The 20,506-nt window shown below is 62.1% G+C and carries 16 protein-coding genes and 1 pseudogene; 4 read left to right on the top strand and 13 right to left on the bottom strand.

From position 1 onward, the window contains the following. Window positions 1-4 precede the first annotated feature (4 nt). Both I2H38_RS17895 and I2H38_RS17890 read left to right on the top strand, forming a co-directional pair. Window positions 5-835 (top strand): inositol monophosphatase family protein, encoded by an 831-nt coding sequence (locus tag I2H38_RS17895; RefSeq protein WP_196273243.1) that lies wholly within the window; start codon window positions 5-7, stop codon window positions 833-835. A gap of 63 nt (window positions 836-898) precedes the next feature. Continuing rightward, the gene (locus I2H38_RS17890; protein WP_196273242.1) at window positions 899-1,726 is read left to right on the top strand and encodes an inositol monophosphatase family protein; all 828 of its coding nucleotides are present in this window, start codon (window positions 899-901) and stop codon (window positions 1,724-1,726) included. Between the two features lie 13 nt (window positions 1,727-1,739). Here the strand turns inward: I2H38_RS17890 and I2H38_RS17885 are convergent, their stop codons facing one another. The 11 genes and pseudogenes from I2H38_RS17885 to I2H38_RS17835 form a co-directional block, all read right to left on the bottom strand. Next, entirely contained in the window at window positions 1,740-3,443 is a 1,704-nt protein-coding gene (locus I2H38_RS17885) for a metallophosphoesterase (RefSeq protein WP_196273241.1), read from the bottom strand. Between the two features lie 454 nt (window positions 3,444-3,897). Then, window positions 3,898-4,178 (bottom strand): annotated as a pseudogene (locus I2H38_RS17880) (methyl-accepting chemotaxis protein); the annotation flags it as partial. A 73-nt stretch (window positions 4,179-4,251) separates the two neighbouring features. Further along, window positions 4,252-5,811, bottom strand: coding sequence for a hydantoinase/oxoprolinase N-terminal domain-containing protein (locus I2H38_RS17875; protein ID WP_196273240.1), 1,560 nt, complete (start codon window positions 5,809-5,811; stop codon window positions 4,252-4,254). Further along, window positions 5,811-6,893 carry a DUF917 domain-containing protein gene (locus tag I2H38_RS17870; RefSeq protein ID WP_196273239.1) on the bottom strand — a complete coding sequence of 361 codons (1,083 nt, stop codon included), beginning with the start codon at window positions 6,891-6,893 and terminating at the stop codon, window positions 5,811-5,813. Before I2H38_RS17870 ends, I2H38_RS17875 begins: the two co-directional genes overlap by 1 nt. Before the next feature lie 77 nt (window positions 6,894-6,970). Further along, window positions 6,971-7,801 (bottom strand): ATP-binding cassette domain-containing protein, encoded by an 831-nt coding sequence (locus I2H38_RS17865; protein WP_196273238.1) that lies wholly within the window; start codon window positions 7,799-7,801, stop codon window positions 6,971-6,973. Next, window positions 7,798-8,826 (bottom strand): ABC transporter ATP-binding protein, encoded by a 1,029-nt coding sequence (locus tag I2H38_RS17860; RefSeq protein ID WP_196273237.1) that lies wholly within the window; start codon window positions 8,824-8,826, stop codon window positions 7,798-7,800. Before I2H38_RS17860 ends, I2H38_RS17865 begins: the two co-directional genes overlap by 4 nt. 10 nt (window positions 8,827-8,836) lie before the next feature. After that, window positions 8,837-9,733 carry an ABC transporter permease gene (locus I2H38_RS17855; protein WP_196273236.1) on the bottom strand — a complete coding sequence of 299 codons (897 nt, stop codon included), beginning with the start codon at window positions 9,731-9,733 and terminating at the stop codon, window positions 8,837-8,839. After that, complete coding sequence (locus I2H38_RS17850; protein ID WP_196273235.1) at window positions 9,730-10,737, bottom strand: ABC transporter permease; 1,008 nt, start codon at window positions 10,735-10,737, stop codon at window positions 9,730-9,732. The genes I2H38_RS17855 and I2H38_RS17850 overlap by 4 nt, the downstream gene beginning before the upstream one ends. A gap of 65 nt (window positions 10,738-10,802) precedes the next feature. Next, entirely contained in the window at window positions 10,803-12,362 is a 1,560-nt protein-coding gene (locus I2H38_RS17845; protein WP_196273234.1) for an ABC transporter substrate-binding protein, read from the bottom strand. Window positions 12,363-12,414: 52 nt separating this feature from the next. Further along, entirely contained in the window at window positions 12,415-16,278 is a 3,864-nt protein-coding gene (locus I2H38_RS17840; RefSeq protein ID WP_210324858.1) for a hydantoinase B/oxoprolinase family protein, read from the bottom strand. 11 nt (window positions 16,279-16,289) lie between these two features. Continuing rightward, window positions 16,290-17,057, bottom strand: a complete 768-nt coding sequence (locus tag I2H38_RS17835; protein WP_196273233.1) for an IclR family transcriptional regulator — start codon at window positions 17,055-17,057, stop codon at window positions 16,290-16,292. 133 nt (window positions 17,058-17,190) lie between these two features. Between I2H38_RS17835 and I2H38_RS17830 the strand changes: the two genes are divergently transcribed. Further along, window positions 17,191-18,351 (top strand): M20 family metallopeptidase, encoded by a 1,161-nt coding sequence (locus tag I2H38_RS17830; protein WP_196273306.1) that lies wholly within the window; start codon window positions 17,191-17,193, stop codon window positions 18,349-18,351. Window positions 18,352-18,433: 82 nt separating this feature from the next. Here the strand turns inward: I2H38_RS17830 and I2H38_RS21085 are convergent, their stop codons facing one another. Continuing rightward, a complete protein-coding gene (locus I2H38_RS21085) occupies window positions 18,434-18,700 on the bottom strand; it encodes a hypothetical protein (protein WP_229426785.1) in 267 nt (88 codons plus the stop codon). After that, the gene (locus I2H38_RS17825) at window positions 18,594-18,941 is read right to left on the bottom strand and encodes a hypothetical protein (protein ID WP_229426793.1); all 348 of its coding nucleotides are present in this window, start codon (window positions 18,939-18,941) and stop codon (window positions 18,594-18,596) included. Before I2H38_RS17825 ends, I2H38_RS21085 begins: the two co-directional genes overlap by 107 nt. Window positions 18,942-19,583: 642 nt before the next feature. On the opposite strand from I2H38_RS17825, the gene I2H38_RS17820 reads away from it, so the two are divergent. After that, window positions 19,584-20,288, top strand: coding sequence for a CYTH domain-containing protein (locus tag I2H38_RS17820; protein WP_196273232.1), 705 nt, complete (start codon window positions 19,584-19,586; stop codon window positions 20,286-20,288). The last annotated feature ends 218 nt before the right edge of the window (window positions 20,289-20,506 follow it).

Raw genomic sequence — 20,506 nt, 5'->3', positions numbered from 1 at the left:
ACGAATGACACTTCGGGCAGAAATCCTGGAGGACGCAGCATCCCGCGCGCCTGACGCGGTTGGTCTGCGCTTCTCCGTCGCCTGTGCCGTGGTCCGGGAGGCCGGGGCGCTCGCGAAACGGAAGTTCAATGGCCGCCCCGGCTTGTCCATGCTGAACTTCAAAGGCCATCAGGACTATCTGTCGGCGACGGATGCCGAGGTCGAACAACTGATCAGGGCCCGGCTTTTGGAGCACTTCCCTTCGGATTCCTTTTTCGGCGAGGAAGGCGGCGGCTCCTTCAACGACAATGTCTGGGTGGTCGATCCGGTCGACGGCACCGCCAACTTCGTTCGCGGCATCGCGCAGTTCTGCATCTCCATCGCCTATGTGCAGGATGGCGAGGTCGCGATTGGCCTCATCTACGATCCGATGTCGGACGAGCTTTTCGCCGCACGGCGCGATGGCGGCGCGACACTGAATGGCGAGCCGATCCGCGTCAGCGGCATGAACGATCTGCGCTCCGCATCGGTGGAATTCGGGTGGTCGACCCGTCGGCCCTTGAGCCATTACATCAAGGGGGTCGACAATCTGATGGTCGCAGGTGCCGTGGTCCGGCGCGGCGGCTCCGGCGCTCTGGCGCTTGCCTATGTCGCCTGCGGGCGGACCGATGGCTATTGCGAACTCCACATGAATTCCTGGGATGCGTTGGCCGGCCTTCTGCTCATCCGGGAGGCGGGGGGATGGACGAACGATTTCCTGGCCAACGACGGATTGCGCGAGGGCAACTTCATCCTCGGATGCACGCCGGAGCTGCAGGATGACCTCGTGCGCCTGACAAGTGTCCACGAGGTCTGATTTCGCTTTCGTTCCAGCGGAACCGAGGCTACGTCAGAAGTCTGCATTCGCTGGAGTCGATTGGTGACACCCTTCCGTTCCGAACACGTCGTAAATCTCGCCGAAATCCTGAAATCGGCGGCCGAGGCCGAGATTCTGCCGCGCTTCCGCAATCTCACCGATGGCGCGATCCGTCAGAAGACATCCGCGCATGACTTGGTCACGGACGCGGATGTCGCGGCCGAAGTGCGGATCGAGGCCGGGATCCGGCATCTGTTTCCGAGTGCGGTCGTGGTTGGTGAAGAGGCGACCTCTCAGGACCCTTCGCTTCTCGGAAAATTCCACGAGGCCGAACTCGCGTTCCTGGTCGATCCTGTCGACGGAACGAAGAACTTCGCCTCGGGCCTGACCTTGTTCGGCAGCATGATCGCGGTGACGGTGCGGGGCGAAACCGTCGCGGGGGTCATCCACGACCCGATCTGCGGTGACACCGTCATCGCCGTAAAGGGCGAGGGCGCTTGGCGGCGGAGCAAGGAGGGGGCCGAAAGCCGGCTTCGCGTCGCCGCACCTCAATCCGTCGGCGGTATGGAGGGATGCGTTTCCTGGCATCATCTCCCTGCGCCGCTCCGCGAAAGAGTTCCGGCTCGGTTCCCGAAAATCGGCATCGTGTCGAGCTATCGATGCGCTGCGCACGAATATCGCTTGGCCGCTTCAGGCGCTTGCGACTTCCTGCTCTATGCAAAGCTGATGCCGTGGGACCACGCCGCCGGGTGTCTTTTGCATCAAGAGGCAGGCGGTTACTCGGCGCGGTTCGATGGCACCGCCTATCGTCCCACCGAATTCAGCGGCGGCCTTCTCTGCGCTGCCGATCGCGAATGCTGGCAAGCGCTGCGCGCGACACTCCTCGATTAATTTAGCGTCGCCGTCATAGCGGGATCCTTAGGGCCTCGGATGACGGCGCACGCAGATAGCCGCGCATGATCGCCGTGAAGGTCGCGATCTTCGATTGGAGGCTGTTGGGAGAGAAGGGGCCGCGAGCGGCAAACGCCTCGAACAGAACCTCGTAGCAGCGTTCTGCCACAGGGCGAAGATCGCGACGCGCCAGACTTCCGGCGTTGCGCAGGCGGTACCAGTCGATCACCATCTCCTTCAGGGATACGGCAGCGAAATCCTCGACCGTCAATCTAGCCTGGGCGGCGAGATCCGTGGCAACTGCCAATGCATCGCCAGTTTGGGACGCAGATAGGATCGCTGCCACCGCCGATCCGACCTCCGTATCGGGCATGCTCGTCAAGACCAGGAGATCGAGGCAGCTGAGAGTTTCGATCAAAGCCCTCAGGTCTTCCGGCCACTCGGCAGGCAAATGACGATGCAGGACAAGCTGCGTCAGGTGTTCCAGAAGGAATTCACGATAGGACGTGGTCTCCAGGATCTTGCCGTAGGAGACCGGCTCGCGCCGGTAGTGTTCGAACAATTCGTCAAAGCGTGGGACGTCGTCGAGATGGATCGTCTCCACCGCCATGGCGTGGCCGTCGAATGACACGACTTTGTAGGCCGCCGGATAGGCGGCGATCGATGGGACTGCGATGTTCATCACCTTGCGCTCGCCGTCCGTGTGAACACCGATCGCGTCGATGTGGAGGTGCCCGCTGAAGTGTACGGCAAGACCGCTATCGAGGGCGGCGATGGAGGCCGTTTGCGTTGGATTGCGCTTGATAAAGCTTTGCTCGCCGAACAGTGCGATCTGCTCCGCGACCGTGCCGTTGGTATAGTCGACAGCCGGATAATGGGAGAAGACGAGGAGTTTCTTTCCCTCATTCTTGGCGCGCTGCGTGACATCCCGAACCCAGTCGAGAAGCTGCGTCTTGTGCGTCGCCACCACGTTCCAGCCGGAATCCGTCGAGCCGGCAAAGCCCTCACTGTTGGTTTTGGGAAGAAAGACATTCGTATCGAGAGACAGAACCCACAACCCTGCGAAGGGTTCGACGAGATAGGACGCGTCGGGAACCATTGCCTTGCGGCTGCCATCGGCAGAGGCAATCTCGAACATCCGCTCATCGAGACTGGGATTCCTGCCGAAAGGCGTCTCCCAGTGAAGATGGTCCGGATGAGGCGCGAAACCTGCACGACCAAGCTGCTGCAGGTTCTCCGCGTAGCCGAGACCCCACATCTTGTCGGTGATCACGACGTCACATGACGTGTCGCTTCCGGCTTTCGACGGATCGCTCGTCACGACCGCGAAGGAGCCATCCTCCCTCAGGAAGCGCTTCGTGTGATGTCCGCCGAAGGGACGCGTCGTGTCGTGGTTTCCGGTGGCTGCATAGAACGAAACGCCATGCTTCTCCGAATAATGCTCCAGAATACGAACGACTCCGTCCACCGTCGCGCGCTGTCCATCGTCGGAATAGTCGCCGGCAAGGATGATATGCCGGATTCCCTGGGCGACGATATCGTCGAGCGCCGCGAGAAAAGCGAAATAGCTTTCGTTGAAGATCCGCGTGGACTCGACCGTGTCTTTCAGCGTTCTTACTGTAGCGCAACGGCCGGTGCGGGAATTTATGACGCCTTCGAAATCGTAGTCGCCATAGAGGTCATGGAAATGCACGTCGGCGAGGATAGCAAGCTTCATCGATCGAGATTCTCGAATAGCGCGACGCCGACAGGTGGTTCGCTGATGTGAGGGAGTGACGGCGTATTCGTTTGCCGGCTCTCAATAACGAACAAAATCCGTCCGAACAAGGGAATCCTCACCGGGCATCCGCGTTATGAAGCCACTATGCCCTCCATTCAGCGCACGCGCGCGGATTGAGCGAGGCCGATCGGGACTGTTGCATGACCTCGGCCGCGTACTCTTCCAATCATAACGGAACAATCACATCGCACGCTAAAGTTAATCACTTGGTTCGAGAGGTAATTAAGACGCTGCGAGAGTGTGTCTGCCGGAGCGCCAAGGAAATTGATGAGCTCGCCGCATCGGCCAATTTGGGCTTGGCGGGACGGGTGCAGTTATGTCTCCGGCCTTTGCTTGCAGTCCTTCATGACCGCGAGCCCTGATGTTTTACGCTGGAAACTGGCCCCTCTCTCGATTCCTCGGCTGCCCGCGTCACGCCGCTGATGTTCGACGACACCTCGGCTGTACCCTGCGAAGCCTGCTGAACATTGCAGGCGATCTCTGCGTGGCGGCTCCCTGTTCCTCGGCCGTCGCTGCAATCGCTGCCGAGGTCTGATGGATCGTGCGGATCACGTTCGTGATCTCCTGAGTCGCATTGGCGGTTTGCTCCGCCAGAATCTTCACCTCCTGCGCTACGACGGCGAAGCCCTTGCCCACCTCACCGGCGTGCGCGGCCTCGATGGTCGCGGATACGCCCTCTTCCGTCTTCATCAAAAATTCGCGACAGAATCGAGCCTCCGGCCGGTTCACTCAGGAAGATCGCCTCTCAAGCGCCATTGCTGGTGCGTTCCCCGGTCACCACATCGCCGACGCAACGAACCCTGACGCGGCGAGCATTGCCAGGCAGGTATGCAATTGGGATGTCTTCGGTATCGATCACCACAAGTGTCGATCGGTCGGCGCCCGCCGCTTCGGCGCGTCCGGCTGCCAGGTGCTCCGCTGTCGCAATCGCGTCCTCGCGGGTCATGTCCCGGAAGACCTGATCGATTTCGCCGGAGACCTGGGCAATGGCCGCGCCAACCGCGTTGGCGCAATCTCCGTGAGGGACGCGGATGACCTGGGACACGCCTTCCAGGTCATCCGGGATGAGGAAGGCCCCACCTCCGACAGCAAGAAGAACGACGTCGCCGGCCTCCGTCTTCATTCGGTCGATGCTCTCCTCGACCATGGACTGGATATGATCAAGAACGCGCCGGCAGGTGGGTTCATCGATATGGCTCACCTTTGCGCCGTCGCCAATCTCGAGAAGCCCGGCCGCAATGCCGATATCGCTGGCGGTGAGTTGGTCACCACCAAAGGCGACTGCGTCGGTGGTGAGACGATAACCGACGGAGAGGGGACCTACCGACAGCGGATTGAGCGAGACATGGCTGCCGCCGCCAAGGCCGACCGAAAGAAGATCGGGCATGCGAAAGAGCGTGCGGACACCCCCGACCTTCACGACAGCGTTGGCCTCGCGGGGAAATCCGTGCCTGATCTGGCCGACATCGGTCGTTGTCCCGCCGACGTCCGCGACAACGGCGTCCTTGATGCCGGAGAGATAGGCCGCGCCCCTCATCGAGTTCGTCGCCCCCGAGGCGAAGGAATAGACCGGAAGGCGCATCGCCTGCGCCGCCTCGACCACCGTTCCGTCGTTCTGGGTGATGTAGAGTGGTGCCGAGATCCCGGAACTCGCAATCGCCCTCTCGAAGGCGGTAATCGTCTCCCGTGCGAGATCGGCGAGGGCGGCATTCAGTAATGCGGCATTCTCCCGCTCAAGGAGTCCGATACGACCGAGATCTGACGAGCAGGTGATCGCCGCATCCGGGATTTCCTCTGCGACGATGACGGCGGCTTCGCGCTCGTGGCTGGGATCCAGCGGCGAGAAAATTGACGAGATCGCGACCGAGCGAATTCCTTGAGCACGCATCTCGCGCGCTGCTCCCCGGACGGCGCCGGTATCGAGAGGCATGAAGGCGCGTCCATCATATTCGTGGCCGCCTTCCACCATGGCAACCGTTCCCCGTACGACGTCCGCCAAGTCTTCCGGCCAGTCACAGAAGGGAGGCAAGGTTGCCGAGGCGGGAAGGCCGATCCGCAGGGCGCCGATCTTCGTCAGCCACCGCCGCTGCACCACAGCGTTGATGAAGTGGGTGGTGCCGATCATCACGGCATCGAGGGTTTTCCCCCCAAGCACGTCCGTTGCGGTCAGGCGGGCCAGCGCATCGAGAATGCCGCTCGTCACGTCCAAGGTCGTCGGTGCCTTCACGGCGCCGCGGACCTGTCCATCCTCAATCAGGACAGCATCCGTATTGGTGCCGCCAACGTCAATTCCAATGCGTCTCATCAGGCAAAAACCGATTTGTAGGGGAGGTTGTAACCAAAAGCGCGCGGGCCGACGTGTTCGAGCCCTTTCGGCGTGGTGAAGACAGCGGGAGGGGGCAGGGCGAGAATAGTGACTCTCTGCCCATAGCGGATCGTCTCGGTGCCGATCGCCTCGCCGGCGGTGCTGTCGAGGACACAAATGAGATCAGGCGATGTGGCCAATGCCTCGCCGTCCTGCCAGGCGACGATCCATTCGTTCTGGAAATCGAGCACGACCTGGGCACCACGGTCATTGTCCAAGCCCGAGATGGTCGCGCGCCCCCGGAGGAAGCCCTCGGTGGTGCGCCGCTCGACATCCGTCACCTTGCCGCGAAAGAGGACTTTGCCCGGCTCAACCGACAGAATGGCTTCAATCGGATCGTGGTGGCGGGCTTGCGCCTCGCGAACTGCACGGCCGATCGCGATCGCCTTCGAGGTCGTGAGAGGAATTCCCCAATCCTTCACCTCGCGACCCGTGCGCGGTGCTTTGCAGGTCGCCGCAATGGAGCCGTACTCGACGCAGATCTTCCGGCTGACGCGTTCCATCCATTTCCAGGTCGGCACCTTCTCGACGATCGCCTCAATGCCCCGGCAATCGACGATCGCGAGCGGGTCTGGCCGCAGGCCGCCCACCGCTGCCGACGTCATCTGGGCTTCCGGGTAGGCGCGACCCATCAGGTCCGCGTCGACCACCGGAATGTTGAGGTGCGCGGCCGCCATCAGTGGCTGAACGCCATTGCCGCCGCCGATCTCCAGGGCCATCACGGCTTTGAACGAAACGCCCCGATGCTCTTCCATGAGAGTAACGGCGCGCGGGATCAGGCGGCTGTCGGTCAAGCGTTCCTGCCCGACGAGGGGAGCCCCCATGTTCGAGACGACAGCAACCCAGTCGTCATCCTCCAAGGCCTCAGGGGGCATCAACCGGACGCGATGTCCCTCCGCGTAGAGACGGCGCATGTTCAAGAGCCCTAGATAGGAGCTGCCGCCACCACCGGTACCCAGAATCCAAGCGCCGACAGCCAAGGCTTCGATGTCGTCGAGGGACAGGACGGGAAAATCTTTCATGCGGGAGACCCACTAAAATCCGGCGCAGGCCGGGAAGGAGGAGAGGCGGAGCGCGCGAGTTGGTCCGATCGTCATTCCTACCCGGCTGATGCGGCCGGCGGCCTGAATGGCGAGCGGTCCGGATCGGGCTCGGGCATGGCGGAGAGGAGGAGGCGGGCGTAGTCGCTCTCCGGAGCCTCGAAGATACGCTCGGTCTCGCCCTGCTCGACGATCTCGCCGCGATAAATCAAGGCAACCCGGTCACAAACATACCGGATCACACCAAGGTCGTGGCTGATGAAAAAGTACGTCAGTCCCAGCTTGGCCTGCAGCTCGTGCAGCAGATTGAGCACCTGTGCCTGAACGGAGACATCAAGCGCTGATGTCGGTTCGTCGAGGATCAGGAACTCGGGGCGTACGGCCAGCGCGCGCGCGATGCCGATGCGCTGACGCTGTCCGCCCGAGAACTCGTGCGGGAAACGGAAAAGATGCTGCCCGCCGAGGCCGACGAGCTCGAGCAATTCCACGACGCGATCTGTCCGCTGGCGCGCATTGAGGCCCAGTGTATCCTGATGAATCTCCATCGGCTCGCTGATGATGTCGTGAACAGTCATCCGCGGATTGAGCGACGCGTAGGGGTCCTGGAAGACGATCTGGATGCGCGACCTTAGGTGACGGAGGTCGCGCGCTGACAGGCTTGCAAGGTCCGTGCCGTCGAACAGAATGCGCCCGGACGAAACCCGGTCGAGCTGCAGGATCAGTCGGGTGAGGGTCGTCTTGCCCGAACCGGATTCCCCCACGAGGCCGAAGCTCTCACCCTTGCCAACGGACAGACTGACGTCCTTTAGGGCCGTGAAATGGGTAGCGCGTGCGAGGGGGCCATGCGAGACCTTGAAGTCCTTTGTCACATTCTCAATGCGCAAAATCATGCGGCGGCGCTCGCGTGCGGTTCGGCCAGGACGCAGGCAACCTCGTGGTGTGCCGCGACGGCGACGGAGGGAGGGATGGCCGCCGTGCAGCGCGGCTGCACGGCTGCGCATCGCGGCGCGAACCGGCATCCCGGCGGCGGCGCGAGGAGGTTCGGCACAGAGCCCGGCAAGCCCTGCAATTCACCCCGTTTCATCTTCGCGGTCGGAACGGAGGCGAGGAGGCCGGTCGTGTAAGGATGGTTCGGGTTCTTGAACACCTCACGGACCGAACCGGACTCGATAATGTTGCCTGCATACATCACGGCCACATGAGTGCAGATTTGCGCCACCACGCCGAGATTGTGCGTGATGAGCAGGACGCCGAGCTGATGCTCCTGCACAAGATCGTAGAGCAGCCGGAGGATCTGCGCCTGAACCGAAACGTCGAGGGCTGTCGTGGGTTCGTCCGCGATCAAGAGATCGGGACGCCCGATCAGAGCCATGGCGATCAGGACCCTCTGGCGCATGCCACCGGAGAACTGATGCGGATAGTCGTCAATTCGTTCGCCCGCTTTCGGAATGCCGACCTTCGCGAGCATGTCGATGGCGAGATTGCGGGCGGCTTTCTTACGCTCGCTGCGTGATGCCTTTGCGCCGACGCCGAGGATGGAGGGATCGAGGCCCCCGGCGTGCAGCGCAACGTCGACGATTTGCTCCCCGACACGGAAGGCCGGATTGAGATTGGTCGTTGGGTCCTGAAAGATCATCCCGATCCGGCGACCGCGAAGCGACTGCATCTCGGGCTCGGACGCAGTCAGCAGGTTGCGCCCCTCGAGGCTGATCGAGCCTGTTATATAACGGCCCGGCGGAGTCGAGACGAGGCGCGAAATCGAGAGGCCCGTGAGGGACTTTCCGCAGCCCGTCTCTCCCACGATGCCCCAGATCTCGCCGCGTTCGACAGTTAGGTGAATCCCGTTCAGCACATGCGCTTCGCCTTCGAAGCTGCGCATGCCGAGATGGAGGTCGCGGATTTCTAGAAGTGCCATGAAACCTCCCTCAGCGCCGTGCTTTTGGATCGAACACGTCCCGCAGTCCGTCCCCGAGCAGATTGAAGCCGAACACAGCCAGGAATATCGCCGAACCTGGGAAAACCGCCGTCCACCAATAGTCGGGCATGTAGGTTCGGGCGATTGAGAGAAGTGATCCCCATTCGGGAGTTGGCGGCTTCACGCCGATCCCGATGAAGCCCAAGGAAGCAACCGTGAGGATCGCGAAGCCCATATCTAGTGACATTTTGATGATCACTGGCGTCAGGATGTTCGGCAGAATATGCCGGCGCAAGATGCGACCCGTACCGGCTCCCAGCGCCCGCGCCGCTTGGACGAACATCTCCTCTTTCTTGGCAATCACTTCGCCGCGCACGAGCCGTGCATAGCCTGGCCACCAGGAGATCGAGATTGCGATGACCATATTGAGGATGCCTGGTCCCAGCGCTGCGGCAACGGCCATTGCCAGGATCAGGGACGGAACCGTCAACTTGAGATCGGCAAGACGCATGAGAACCTCGTCGGTCCAGCCGCCGAAGTACCCTGCGACGGCGCCGACGAGCGTTCCCACCAAGGCTCCGACCGCCACAACCGCAAGTCCCGCCAGAAGTGAGATCTGAGACCCGGCGACGACGAGCGAGAAAACGTCCTGACCAAGCTCATTGGTGCCGAACCAGTGTAGAGCCGATGGTGGTTGGAAGCGGGTCGCGGTCGAGACGCTACCGGCCACGTGCTCGGGATAGGGCACGATAGAGGGGCCGATGACGGCGATAATGAACAGTACCAGCACGATCAGGAGGCCGGCGATGGACAGCCAGCTATTGCGGAATCTGTAGAAGCCTCGCCGTGCATTCTCCCAACGAGACGAGGTGGCGCTTGCCGGAACTTTCTCGGCTAAAGTCGTCATTCGTAACGGACCTTCGGGTTGAGGATGCCATAAAGGAGGTCGACGATCAGGTTAGAGATGATGAAGATCCCCCCGATGACGATCGTGACCCCGATCACCGGCATGAAATCCTGCGTAACGATCGCCTTCGTGGCGTAGAGGCCCAAGCCGGGCCAGTCGAAGACTGTTTCCACCAGCACTGTGCCACCGAGCAGCCAGCCGACATACAACCCAATCACCGTCAGCGTCGCCGACATGGCATTTCTCAGGACATACTTGAACAGAATGAGGCGGCTCGAAAGCCCGAGGGCGCGCTCCGTCAGCACATAATCCTGCTGCAGGATCTCGATGGTCGATGCGCGCATCATGCGGGTGATGGTCGCGAGCGGCGACAAACACATCGCAAAAGCCGGCAGCGCAAGATACTGAAGCGTGATGCCAAAGGCCCTCAGATCTCCCGAAATGAGCGAGTCGATTGTCAGGAAGCCCGTAACGAAGGCTGGGGGATCCTCAGTCAGCGGAAAGCGGCCTCCCAGGGGCAGCCAGCCAAGCCACATCGCGAATCCGATCTGGAGCAGCAAACCGAGAAAGAACCGCGGCATGGAGATGGCGCCTAGCGATACGACGCGGGACATGTAGTCCGGCCACCGGTTGCGGTAGACCGCCGCCGTGAGGCCCGCCGGAATGCCGATCAGGATCGCGAGGAACATGGCGGTGAAGACCAGCTCCAAGGTCGCCGGCAGATAGACTTTCAGATCCTCCGCCACGGCACGACGAGTGAAGATGGATTGACCCCAATCCCCCGTCACGAGACCTGTCACATAATTCCAGTACTGGACCGGAAGAGGTTTATCGAGACCGAATTCCCTCGCTAGGTCAGCGATCTCGGCGGGCGAAGCGTTCGGACCAGCCGCAAGCTGGATCGGATCGCCCGGCAGGAGACGCGCGATTGCGAATACAAGCAGGGACAATCCGATGAGAACCGGAATGATCAGAACGATGCGCCTCAGGATGTAGGTCAGCATTCCCGCCGTCTCTTTCCATCACAAGCGAGGTGAGTGCAGCGCCGGATGGCGCTGCACTCGTACAATCAACGAAGCGAGAGAGGGAACAACTCGATGGCGTTAGACGCTACCGGCGTAAAGCGGAAGTTTTGCACGTCGGAGCGAAGCGCAAGCTTGCGCTTCTCGATGACGCCGAAGATGTCTGGCGTGTCGTCAACCACGATCCGCTGGAATTCGCCGTAGAGCGCCTTACGCTTCTCCTCGTCGGTCTCGGCCCGGGCGCGCATGATCAGATCGTCCACTTTCGGATTCGCGTAGACGGGATTCTGCCAGTTGCCGTTCCGCGAGGAATGATAGGCCGCGAAGGCAATATTGTCCGGATCGCCGTAGTTCGCCGTCTGATAGACGCAGAAGAAATCGGGCATCGCCTCGGGAGAGCGCGTGAGGGCCACCATGTCTGGCCAGATCATCGGCTTCACATCGAGTTCGATGTTCAACTGTTTCAGGTTGTCGAGAAGCACGAGCGACCAGCGGCGCTGCTGCTCCAGACCGGACACGTGCGCGATCGAAAGCTTGATGCCGCCGTTGGGATATTTTGACTTCGCGAGATACTCCTTCGCCTTCGCCAAATCAGTGCGGTAGACCTGTAACGAAGGGTCGTGGCCGAAGATCCCGTCAGGGAGGGGGCCGGTCATGAGCTTGGCGTACCCGCCCGAGTCGAGCAAGGACTGGTAATTGAAGGCGTAGGCGATTGCCTTACGCAGATTCACGTCGGCGAGAGGCCCGTGCTTCGTGTTCAACTTGATACTGAAGGTACGGTATTCGGGCTCGATGACCGACACAACATTCGGACGGTCCTTGATCGCATCCATATCCTCGCTCGTCAGGTCGACGGCGATATGGGCCTCTCCACGCTGCAGCATGAGGCGCTGCGTCGCCGTCTCTCGTGTGATCTTCCAAATAGCACCGGTGAGATTGCCGCCGCCTTGCTTCCAGGCATTGGCGACACGCTCGAGTTCGTAGAGATTGCCGGGCTCTGCGCGGCGGACGCGGAAGGCGCCCGAGCCGGCCAGGTTGGAGCGCAGATAGGTCTGGCCGTTATCTGACCCTTTGTTGGCTTCCACGTCCTTCGGGTTCACGACCCAGACCCATGGGAGAACCTGAAGGAACGCCACGAACGGCTTAACCAGCTTAATCCGCACGGTCTGAGCGTCGACTGGTTGGACGCTCTTCTCGTCGACGATGCCCTGGATCATCCAGGCATTGCCCTGGTTGAGGCGAAGGAGCCGGTTGAACGAATATTGCACCGCCTCGGCGGTCACGGACGAGCCGTCGTGAAACTTTGCTGCAGGGTCGAGCTTAAACACATATTCGGTGCCGTCGGGCGATACAGTCCACGAGGTTGCGAGATGCGGAACCGGATTTGGCGGGTTGCCTTCGACGCGAACAAGCGAGTCGTAGGTGTTGCGGAGAAGCATGCTGGCCGAATAGCCCGTCGCGATGTGCGGGTCGAAATTAGGGATGTCCTGGCTGCTCGCGATGATAAGAATCTTCCGCGACTGCGCGTCGACTGGGCCGCCCAGCACCATGGATGCGAGTGATGCGGTTCCGGCCGCGATGGCACTTCGTCTCGTGAGATTGATCATGGGATGTCCTCTGGTTTCTCTGTTTTTTCCCTACCGCGACGTGGGCTCGATCCTAGGCGATCAGGTCCGCATCTTCCGGCGTCTTCTGCGCGACCGATGGCCGCGAGATTTCAGTATCGAATCCGTAGTCTCTGGCTGCTCCTTCTGGCGTCACGAGACCGAGCCGCAGATCCAGTTCGACCGCAGGCCGAGAACGCTCGCGCGGATCGCCGTATCCTGCGCCGCCGGCGAGGATGATTTCGACGACTTCATCAGTGCGGGTTATCTGAACGAGATCGCCGGTCCCGCAGTCGTGAACGACGCGACCCACCGGATCAACGACACGGCCGCGTGCTTCACTGCCGGCCTGCCCACCGAAGAGGCCGGGAGAAGGATTGCCGACCCCTTCGGGATAGACGGAGAAGAGTGTCGGAAGCCCGTCGTCATCGAGCTTACGTACGCGCACGCGCTGTCCGAGGCCGCCGCGGTGACGCCCGGCCCCTCCTGAATCGGGGATGTAGGCCTTCTCGATGACTAGAACCGGAACGCGCGCTTCGAACAGCTCGATCGAGGTGTTCGCGGCCGATGTCGGCCACAGCAGGCCCGACTTGCCGTCGCCATGCGCCGAAGCGCCCTGTCCGCCGCCCGTGAACAGAAGATCGGAATAGGTCTTCCCGGCCCGGTCCTGTCCATAGACGTTCGCGGCGATCGGCAGTCCCGTAAAGGCCTGGACCTTGTCCGGCGCAGCCTGGGCGAGGGCGCGGAAGATGTTCGGTGCCAGATACCAGCCGGTGCGCGTCCGCAGATTCACGGCAGCGGGGCGGCGGCAGTTCAGGATTGAGCCCTCAGGCGCTTTGACGGTGAAAGCGCGGTAGCATCCCGCATTGCCGCGGACATTGGGGGTCAGCATGCATTTGAGCGGATAGGTGGCGTGCGCCGCCGTGTAGTTCAGGGTCGAGTTCAAGCCGCCCTGCGCCAGTTGCGGTGGAGCGCCCTCGAAATCGAGCTCGATCTCGCTTCCGGAGACGGTCAGCTTGAGGGGGTAGCGCATCGGCTCGCCGAGTGGGTTGTTCCACACTTCGGCCGTGTAGACACCGTCGGGAATGGCGGAGATCGCGTCGCGCATGGCCTTCTCGGAGCGGCTCTGGACGACGGTGGCGAGCGCCCGCACGTCATGCATGCCGTAATCCGCCATGAAGGCCAGAAGCCGCTCTGCTCCAATGGCGTTCGCCGCCACGAAGGAATGCAGGTCGCCAAGCACCTGCTCGGCGTTGCGCACATTCTCCGCAAAGAGCCGGAACAACGTCTCGTTCGGCCGGCCCTCTTCGAACAGCTTCATCGGTGGGATCTGGAATCCTTCCTCGTAGATCTCACGGGCTCGAAGCGAGTCCCGGGTGCCGCCAATATCGGACACATGTCCAACGGTACCCATGAGCCCGACGACCTTGCCGTCCCGGAAGACCGGCGTCACGACCGCGATGTCGAACAGGTGCCCGGCGCAAAGCCATGGATCGTTCGTGATGAGCACGTCGCCGGGCTTGAGAGTCTCGGCCGGATAGCGGGCGAGCAGCGCTTTCACTGCCAGCGGCAAAGTGAGGTTGAAGACCGGCATCGCGCGCGGCGAGTGAGCGAGAGTCTCGCCATCCGGGTCGAGAAGCTCGCAGGCGAAGTCCTGTGATTCCGAGATCACCAGCGAGAAGGCGGTCCGACATACGGTCAGCCACATTTCCTCGACGACGTTGACGAGCCGGCTCCACATAATCTCCAGCGAGATCGGATCCGCCTCGATCCGGGCGACCGCCTCCTGGAGTGGCAGTTCGGCCGGGATCATGGCGCTGCTGGCGCTGACCTGACCGACAGCGATGCGGAGATTCAGGCTGTCGTCGACGGTCAGAGAGTCGGGGGGCGCGATCACCGTGGTCGCCTCGCGCTCCTCGATGATCGCCGGGCCCTGGATCGAATCCCCGCGTGACAGAGCGTAGCGGTCATAAACCGGCGTCTCGACATAACCGCCCTCGAACCAGGCGCGGCGGTGCCCCTTGATCAGCGTGTCGCGGTCACCACCTCCGGTGGCGCCTCTCAGAGAGAGCTTTGGCGCGGGAGCCACGCAGCGAACGCGGAAGTTGATAGCTTCGATGCGGGCACCCTCGTAGACCGAGGTGTAGCGGGCGGCATAGGCCTTGGCGAATGCCTTCTGGATCGCGTCGAGGCGGCCGCCGTCGATCTGTCCCGCCGGCAGCTCGACCGCGATGTCGTGCATCTGTCCCACGAGCCGCATATCGGCGATGCGCTCCACCGTGATGGCGGCCGGCGCCACGCCGGCTTCAGTCAGACGCTCGCGACCCTCGGCCTCGAGTTCCGCCAGGACGGCGTTCGTGGCTGTCGCATCGAAGCCTTGCGAGAACTCGACCGGATGGGATCGCACAAGCTCGAACGAGAGCGGAGCCGCCAGGAACCCGAGCGCGGAGGCGGCGCCGGAAGCCGGCGGAATGATGACTTCGCGCACACCGAGCGCGCGTGCCACATCGGTCGCATGCGCCGGGCCTGCGCCGCCGAAGCCCACCATCGCATAGTTGCGGGGATCCTTGCCCTTCTCGACCAGGTGGACGCGTGCCGCCGCCGCCATGCTTTCCACAACGACCTTGTGGATGCCCCAGGCAGCTTCCGCGACGGAGAGGCCGAGAGGCTTGGCCACTGTCGCGATGGCGCGCTCGGACGCCCCGACGTCGAGGGACATGCGGCCCCCGAGGAAAAAGCCTGGATCGTAGTACCCGAGGATGAGGTTCGCGTCGGTGACGGTCGGCTTGGTGCCTCCCATCGCGTAGCAGGCCGGACCCGGATCCGAGCCGGCCGAGTGCGGGCCGACCTTGAGAAGGCCGACCTCGTCGATGGCCGCGATCGAACCGCCGCCGGCGCCAATCTCGATCATGTCGATGACCGGCGCCTTGATCGGCAGGCCGGAGCCCTTGGTAAAGCGGTGAACCCGACCGGCCTCGAGCATTGGGGCGATCTCGGTTCGGCCGCCCTCGATCATGCAGGCCTTGGCTGTCGTGCCGCCCATGTCGAAGGAAATTACGTCCTCCTTGCCGGCAAGCGAGCCGAACAGGGCGGTGGCCAGGCCGCCGCCTGCCGGACCCGACTCGAGCAAGCGGATCGGGAAGGCCCGCGCCGTTTCCGGTGATACGAGACCCCCGGCCGAATGCATCAGTCGCAAGGCGCCCCGGAAGCCCCGGTTCGACAACTCGCGCTCGAGCCGCTTCAGATAACGGTCCATGAGGGGCTGGACATAGGCGTTAGCGCAGGTCGTGACGCAGCGCTGGTATTCCCAAAGTTCGGCAACGACCTCGGAAGACAGAGACACGGAGAGCTCGGGGAATTCGGACCGGGCGATTTCGCCGACGATGCGTTCATGTTCCGGGTTGCGATAGGCATTGAGGAGGCAGACGGCGACAGCCTCGACGCCGGTCTCCAGCAGGGCCTGGAGAGAGCGGCGCACACTGTCCCGGTCGAGGGCGGTTACGATCCGACCGTCGCGGTCAATGCGCTCCGGAATCTCGAGTCGCAGCTCACGAGAGACGAAGGGCTGCGGGTAACCGAGGAAGAGATCGTAGATGTCGTAGCGCTGCTCCGTGCCCATCTCGAGAATGTCGCGGAAGCCTTGCGTCGTCAGGAGGCCAAGCTTCGCTCCTTTGCGCTCAATGACGGCATTGGTCACGAGAGTCGTGCCATGCACGATCTCATGAATCTCGGCGAGGCCGATCCCGGCCATGTCGACGAGTTCCGCGAGCCCTGCAAGCGCGGCGATGGAGGGATCGTGCGGCGTGGTCAGCTGTTTGTGGAGACGGACCGACTCTTCGGCGCCGTCGTACAGGATGAAGTCGGTGAAGGTGCCTCCAATGTCGAAGCCGATTCGCCAGCGGGTTCCGGGTTGCATCATCGCCGTATCTTTCAATTGGTTTTGGTGTTGTGGTTGCGACCATCGCCGAGGATCGCCGAGATACGCTTGGCTCCAGCCAGGAGACCTTGAAGGATCGCGTTGCGCTCGCCCGGGGTGATCGTTGCTGCAGGGAAGGTGACGCAGAGGCTGACCGCCTCGCGGGTCTCTGGATCGCCAACCGCCACCGCGATCGCGGCAACGCCGCGGTTGGCTTCATCATTCGATTCGGCGAACCCCTCTCGCCGGACCTGCGACAGTCGCACCAGAAGCTCCTCGACGGTCTGAGGTGCATTCGGAGATGGCGGCGTGGGGAGGGTTGGATAGAGGCGCCGCACCTCCTCGTCACTGAGCCGGGCGAGGAGCGTGCGCCCGGTCGCGCTCGCGAAGGCAGCGAGGCGCCGCCCGATCGGCGTCGCAACGCGTAGGACGTGTGAACCTGCGTGGTACGTCAGTCCGACGACATCGAGTCCGTCGCGGACGCTGACATACCCCGAATGCCCGACCTGGGCTGAGACAGCCTTCACGACCTCGTCGGCCCGTTCAACCAAGGTGGACGCATGCCGATAGATGTGCCCCGCTTCGAACAGCATGACGCCGGGACGATAGCGCTTCGTCTCTCCGACGCTTTCGATGAAACCGGTGTCGCGCATGGCGCGCAGCAGACGTGAAACGGTGCTCTTCGGGGCCGGGAGAAGGGCCGCCACATCCGTAACCGTCAGTTCGGTGCGTTCTTCGGAAAAACACCGAAGTACCGCTGCTACGCTTGCTAATGTTGTCACATTATTGGTCCAAAAGTTCCATAATTTGCAACTCGTGTTCCATTAGGTGGCAATATGACTAGTCTTCCCCTGGGGAATATGCAAGCCTCGAAGGTGTGCAATCGGGGCCACGAAGTGAGGATTCATGAGCAGCATGACCGCGGGGGAAAGCAGAATCGTCGAATGGCTCTCGGAGCAGGAAGAGGCGATGGTTTCGCTTCTCGGCGAGCTCGTGAACACGGACTCGGGAACCTACGACAAGGCGGGCGTGGACGCAGCCGGGGAGCCGCTCCGGCGGTTTTTCGAAGCCGCGGGACTCCAGGTCGAGATCCTGCCTCATCCCACTTTCGGCGACGCCATCCGGGCGATGCTGCCGCACGAAACGGCCAATGACCAGCGACCGATCGTGCTGATGGGGCACCGCGACACGGTCTTTCCGATGGGCGAGGCAGGCCGGCGGCCGTTCAGGGTCGAAAACGGGCGCGCCTACGGTCCCGGTGTGGCGGACATGAAGTCGGGTCTCGTGATGAACGCCTTCGTCATCGCCGCACTCGCGCGCTTTGGTGGCCACTCGGCGCCTGTGGTGGCGCTCGTGACCAGCGACGAAGAAATCGCCTCGCCATCCTCCCGACCGGTTATCGAAGAGCAAGCCCGTAGGTCCCGGGCCGTCTTCAATGCCGAACCAAGCCGCGCGCCGAATGTCATTGTGCGGGGCCGCAAGGGCGGCGTGTTCATGAGCTTCGAGGTGTTCGGAAAGGCTGCCCATTCCGGCGCGCATTACGAGCGTGGCGTCTCGGCCATCGAGGAGTTGTCGCGGAAAGTGCCCGCCCTTCACCGGCTGACCGATCTCGACCGCGGGATTACCGTGAATGTCGGGCTGATCAGTGGCGGCCAGACCGTCAACACTATCGCGCCATACGCCCGCGGTGAGATCGATCTTCGCTACGTGCGTAGCGAAGATCGCGCAGCGATGATCGAAGCTATCCGCGCCATTGTCGCGACTTGCTCGCTGCCGGGCACGACGGCTCAGCTAACGATCAAGGGCGAGTTTTTGCCGTTGGAGGAGACGGCCGAAAGCCAAGCGCTGTTTGAGACCTATCGAAAGGCGGCGCGGGACCTTGGATTTGACGTCGAAGCCGAGTTCACGGGCGGCTGTGCCGACTCGGGTTATACTGCGGCGCAAGGTTGCCCCACTCTTTGCAGCATCGGGCCCGTCGGCGATGGTGGGCACACGCCGGACGAATATGTCCTTGTTGACAGCATGGTCCCATGCGCTCAGGCCTTGGCTCTTTCAGTCATGCGCCTGCGCGCCTGACCGCCTGTAATAGGGTGCTTCCAAGCAGCTGTGTTCTCTTATTCCGGGGATTTGGGTCGAGCCCTTTGATCGGCCTGTTCCATCAGTCCTGGTGATGTTCTCTCCGCTGTCGGCGAACGCGGCCGCAGATGGGGTCGGAAACCTCAGCCTCGCCACGCGCCACTGCTATAGTGGCTTTCCTGCCGCCAACCTTCTTGGCCAGCCGGATGCCCCAGGCCTTGCGGACCAGCGCGAGACCCGGTTCAGTAGATCCCGGCCGCTTCGAACAGATACGTGGGCAGCAATCGCCGCACTGGGTGATTCGACCGCTCCGGTCTATTCTGCCCGACTGATATCGCCTTGGGGTCAGACCAAGGTAAGTCCCCACGCTGGAGGGATGCTGTGGGAAACCGTTCCGGTGCATCGATGATGCTAACGAAAGCTAACGCGACCAAGACACCGACACTGGGAGCCGTCATCGAGCGGCGTACCGCATGATCTTGGCGCGCCAGCACCATGAGACGACGCGTGAGAACGATCTGCCGGCTGATCTCCTGGTTTGAGGTCAGTCTCTCGATTTCGCCGTGCAGTTCGGCGTGTTTCTCTTTCAAGTCTTCCTCAATCCGTGTCGCCCCCCTCCATCAAATGGAGCCGGAAGCTAAGGGACAGATCGCGCCAGATCTGGTGATTTTTGCTCCTAATGCCGGTTGAGAAGTAACCTACAACCCCACAGCCGGACTCAAGGAGACCATCACGCGACTTTGCGTGCGCGTTTGCGCGGTAGCGGCTCCGTTGACGACTCGAGATTCTGCTGCCGCTGCCGAAACTCCGCCAGTTCCTGCTGGAGGTTATCATACAGAGGGCCATAAGCCGGCCCGTGCTGCTTCACGATCTCGGCGAGCACGTTGACAGCACGCACTAGGCGCTCCTCGCTGATCGATCTGTGCTCGTATCCTCGACACACTGTCATCGCGCTTTCTCCCTATCGAGCAAGTGCGGAGATTGGCGCGAAGATCTTGCCGATCGGTTAAGGACCAGTCGCGACGATAGGCGAGGTGGGACGTTTCTGGCTCCACTGGTCGAGATCACGTAGCTTCGTCAAATCAACTAGTTGTGGGCACCGCCGGGCGCGGTTAACCGTCCCGGCAAGATGTCGGAATCCAGCCTTTTACAGCTTTAACCGCGCGGGTATCTGTGGCCTCCCCCAGCCAGAGGGCTGGCCGGATCACCGTCATCGCATGAGACCCCGTCGCATGAGCACCAGCCGTCACTTTCTCCTCGCGCAGTCACTGGCGCGCCTGATCCAGAAGGAGAGGGGAGGAGAGCGCATCTGTGAAGGCTATTTCTCGAGCCATTCGGGCCGCACAGCCTACGTGGAGCTCGACGGACGTGGAGGCAGGCTCATCTTGATCACCGATGGAACCGACGGCCCGATTGAGGACAGGGCCGAGGTGCCCTTGGCGCATGCTGCGGCTCTGCTCGATGTCACCGCCGCAGCGGTGGAGTATTTCCGCATCGAGATCGTGAGCGGCGCTTGTCAGATTCAGATCAAGCGGATGTTCAACCCTGGACCTCTCGACCTGATCGCCGTCGCGTTCGAGGATGTAGAAGAGGCTCACGCGTTCGAGCCGCCGCTGTGGTTCGGGCCGGAAGTGACCTCCGTGCCGAACTACTGGACTCAGACCGTCGCTCTGACTGGCGTGCCCAATCCCGTCGAGGTGCCGCTCTCGGATGCGGCGCTCATGAGCCTGCTCGATGCGCTCGAGAACCGAGCGCCTGCGGCCAAATCACCGGGGCGCTTCAGCGGGATAACGAAAGTGGCATCGCGGCCACCAGCACATCCCCCTGGGACTGAGCCGGCGCTGTTTGCTCCGGTTAGACACGAGACGACGATCAAGGATGTCGAGGAGAGTCTGATCCGTGAATTGGCTCGGTCGCTGCATCCTCAACGTCCCTGAGGTGGTTCCTCGCTAGGAATCTGGGTCCGCTTCACCCGTTGATGTTCCATAATGTTTCCGTCAAAACATTAAGAATATTTCTTTATTTACAAAGTAATAAGCGCAGTCAAATTCCATAATGTTTGTTATGCGAAATGTTATTGTCGGCGCAAAGTTAAAATGTCCCACGGTGGCAAACTAGGAATGTCACACTCCCCTGGACGGACGTGCGTTGGGGG

The sequence above is a fragment of the Microvirga alba genome, assembly GCF_015694465.1.
Lineage (GTDB): Bacteria > Pseudomonadota > Alphaproteobacteria > Rhizobiales > Beijerinckiaceae > Microvirga > Microvirga alba.
The sequence above is the reverse complement of the archived record's forward strand: the minus strand, read 5'-3'. Positions and strand labels throughout refer to the sequence as shown.

Excerpts from the sequence above, each read along its gene's own strand:
- I2H38_RS17895 (WP_196273243.1), top strand. The coding sequence starts at position 5 with ATGACACTTCGGGCAGAAATCCTGGAGGACGCAGCATCCCGCGCGCCT.
- I2H38_RS17885 (WP_196273241.1), bottom strand. The coding sequence starts at position 3,443 with ATGAAGCTTGCTATCCTCGCCGACGTGCATTTCCATGACCTCTATGGC.
- I2H38_RS17875 (WP_196273240.1), bottom strand. The coding sequence starts at position 5,811 with ATGAGACGCATTGGAATTGACGTTGGCGGCACCAATACGGATGCTGTC.
- I2H38_RS17870 (WP_196273239.1), bottom strand. The coding sequence starts at position 6,893 with ATGAAAGATTTTCCCGTCCTGTCCCTCGACGACATCGAAGCCTTGGCT.
- I2H38_RS17865 (WP_196273238.1), bottom strand. The coding sequence starts at position 7,801 with ATGATTTTGCGCATTGAGAATGTGACAAAGGACTTCAAGGTCTCGCAT.
- I2H38_RS17860 (WP_196273237.1), bottom strand. The coding sequence starts at position 8,826 with ATGGCACTTCTAGAAATCCGCGACCTCCATCTCGGCATGCGCAGCTTC.
- I2H38_RS17855 (WP_196273236.1), bottom strand. The coding sequence starts at position 9,733 with ATGACGACTTTAGCCGAGAAAGTTCCGGCAAGCGCCACCTCGTCTCGT.
- I2H38_RS17850 (WP_196273235.1), bottom strand. The coding sequence starts at position 10,737 with ATGCTGACCTACATCCTGAGGCGCATCGTTCTGATCATTCCGGTTCTC.
- I2H38_RS17845 (WP_196273234.1), bottom strand. The coding sequence starts at position 12,362 with ATGATCAATCTCACGAGACGAAGTGCCATCGCGGCCGGAACCGCATCA.
- I2H38_RS17840 (WP_210324858.1), bottom strand. The coding sequence starts at position 16,278 with ATGATGCAACCCGGAACCCGCTGGCGAATCGGCTTCGACATTGGAGGC.
- I2H38_RS17830 (WP_196273306.1), top strand. The coding sequence starts at position 17,191 with ATGACCGCGGGGGAAAGCAGAATCGTCGAATGGCTCTCGGAGCAGGAA.
- I2H38_RS17820 (WP_196273232.1), top strand. The coding sequence starts at position 19,584 with ATGAGCACCAGCCGTCACTTTCTCCTCGCGCAGTCACTGGCGCGCCTG.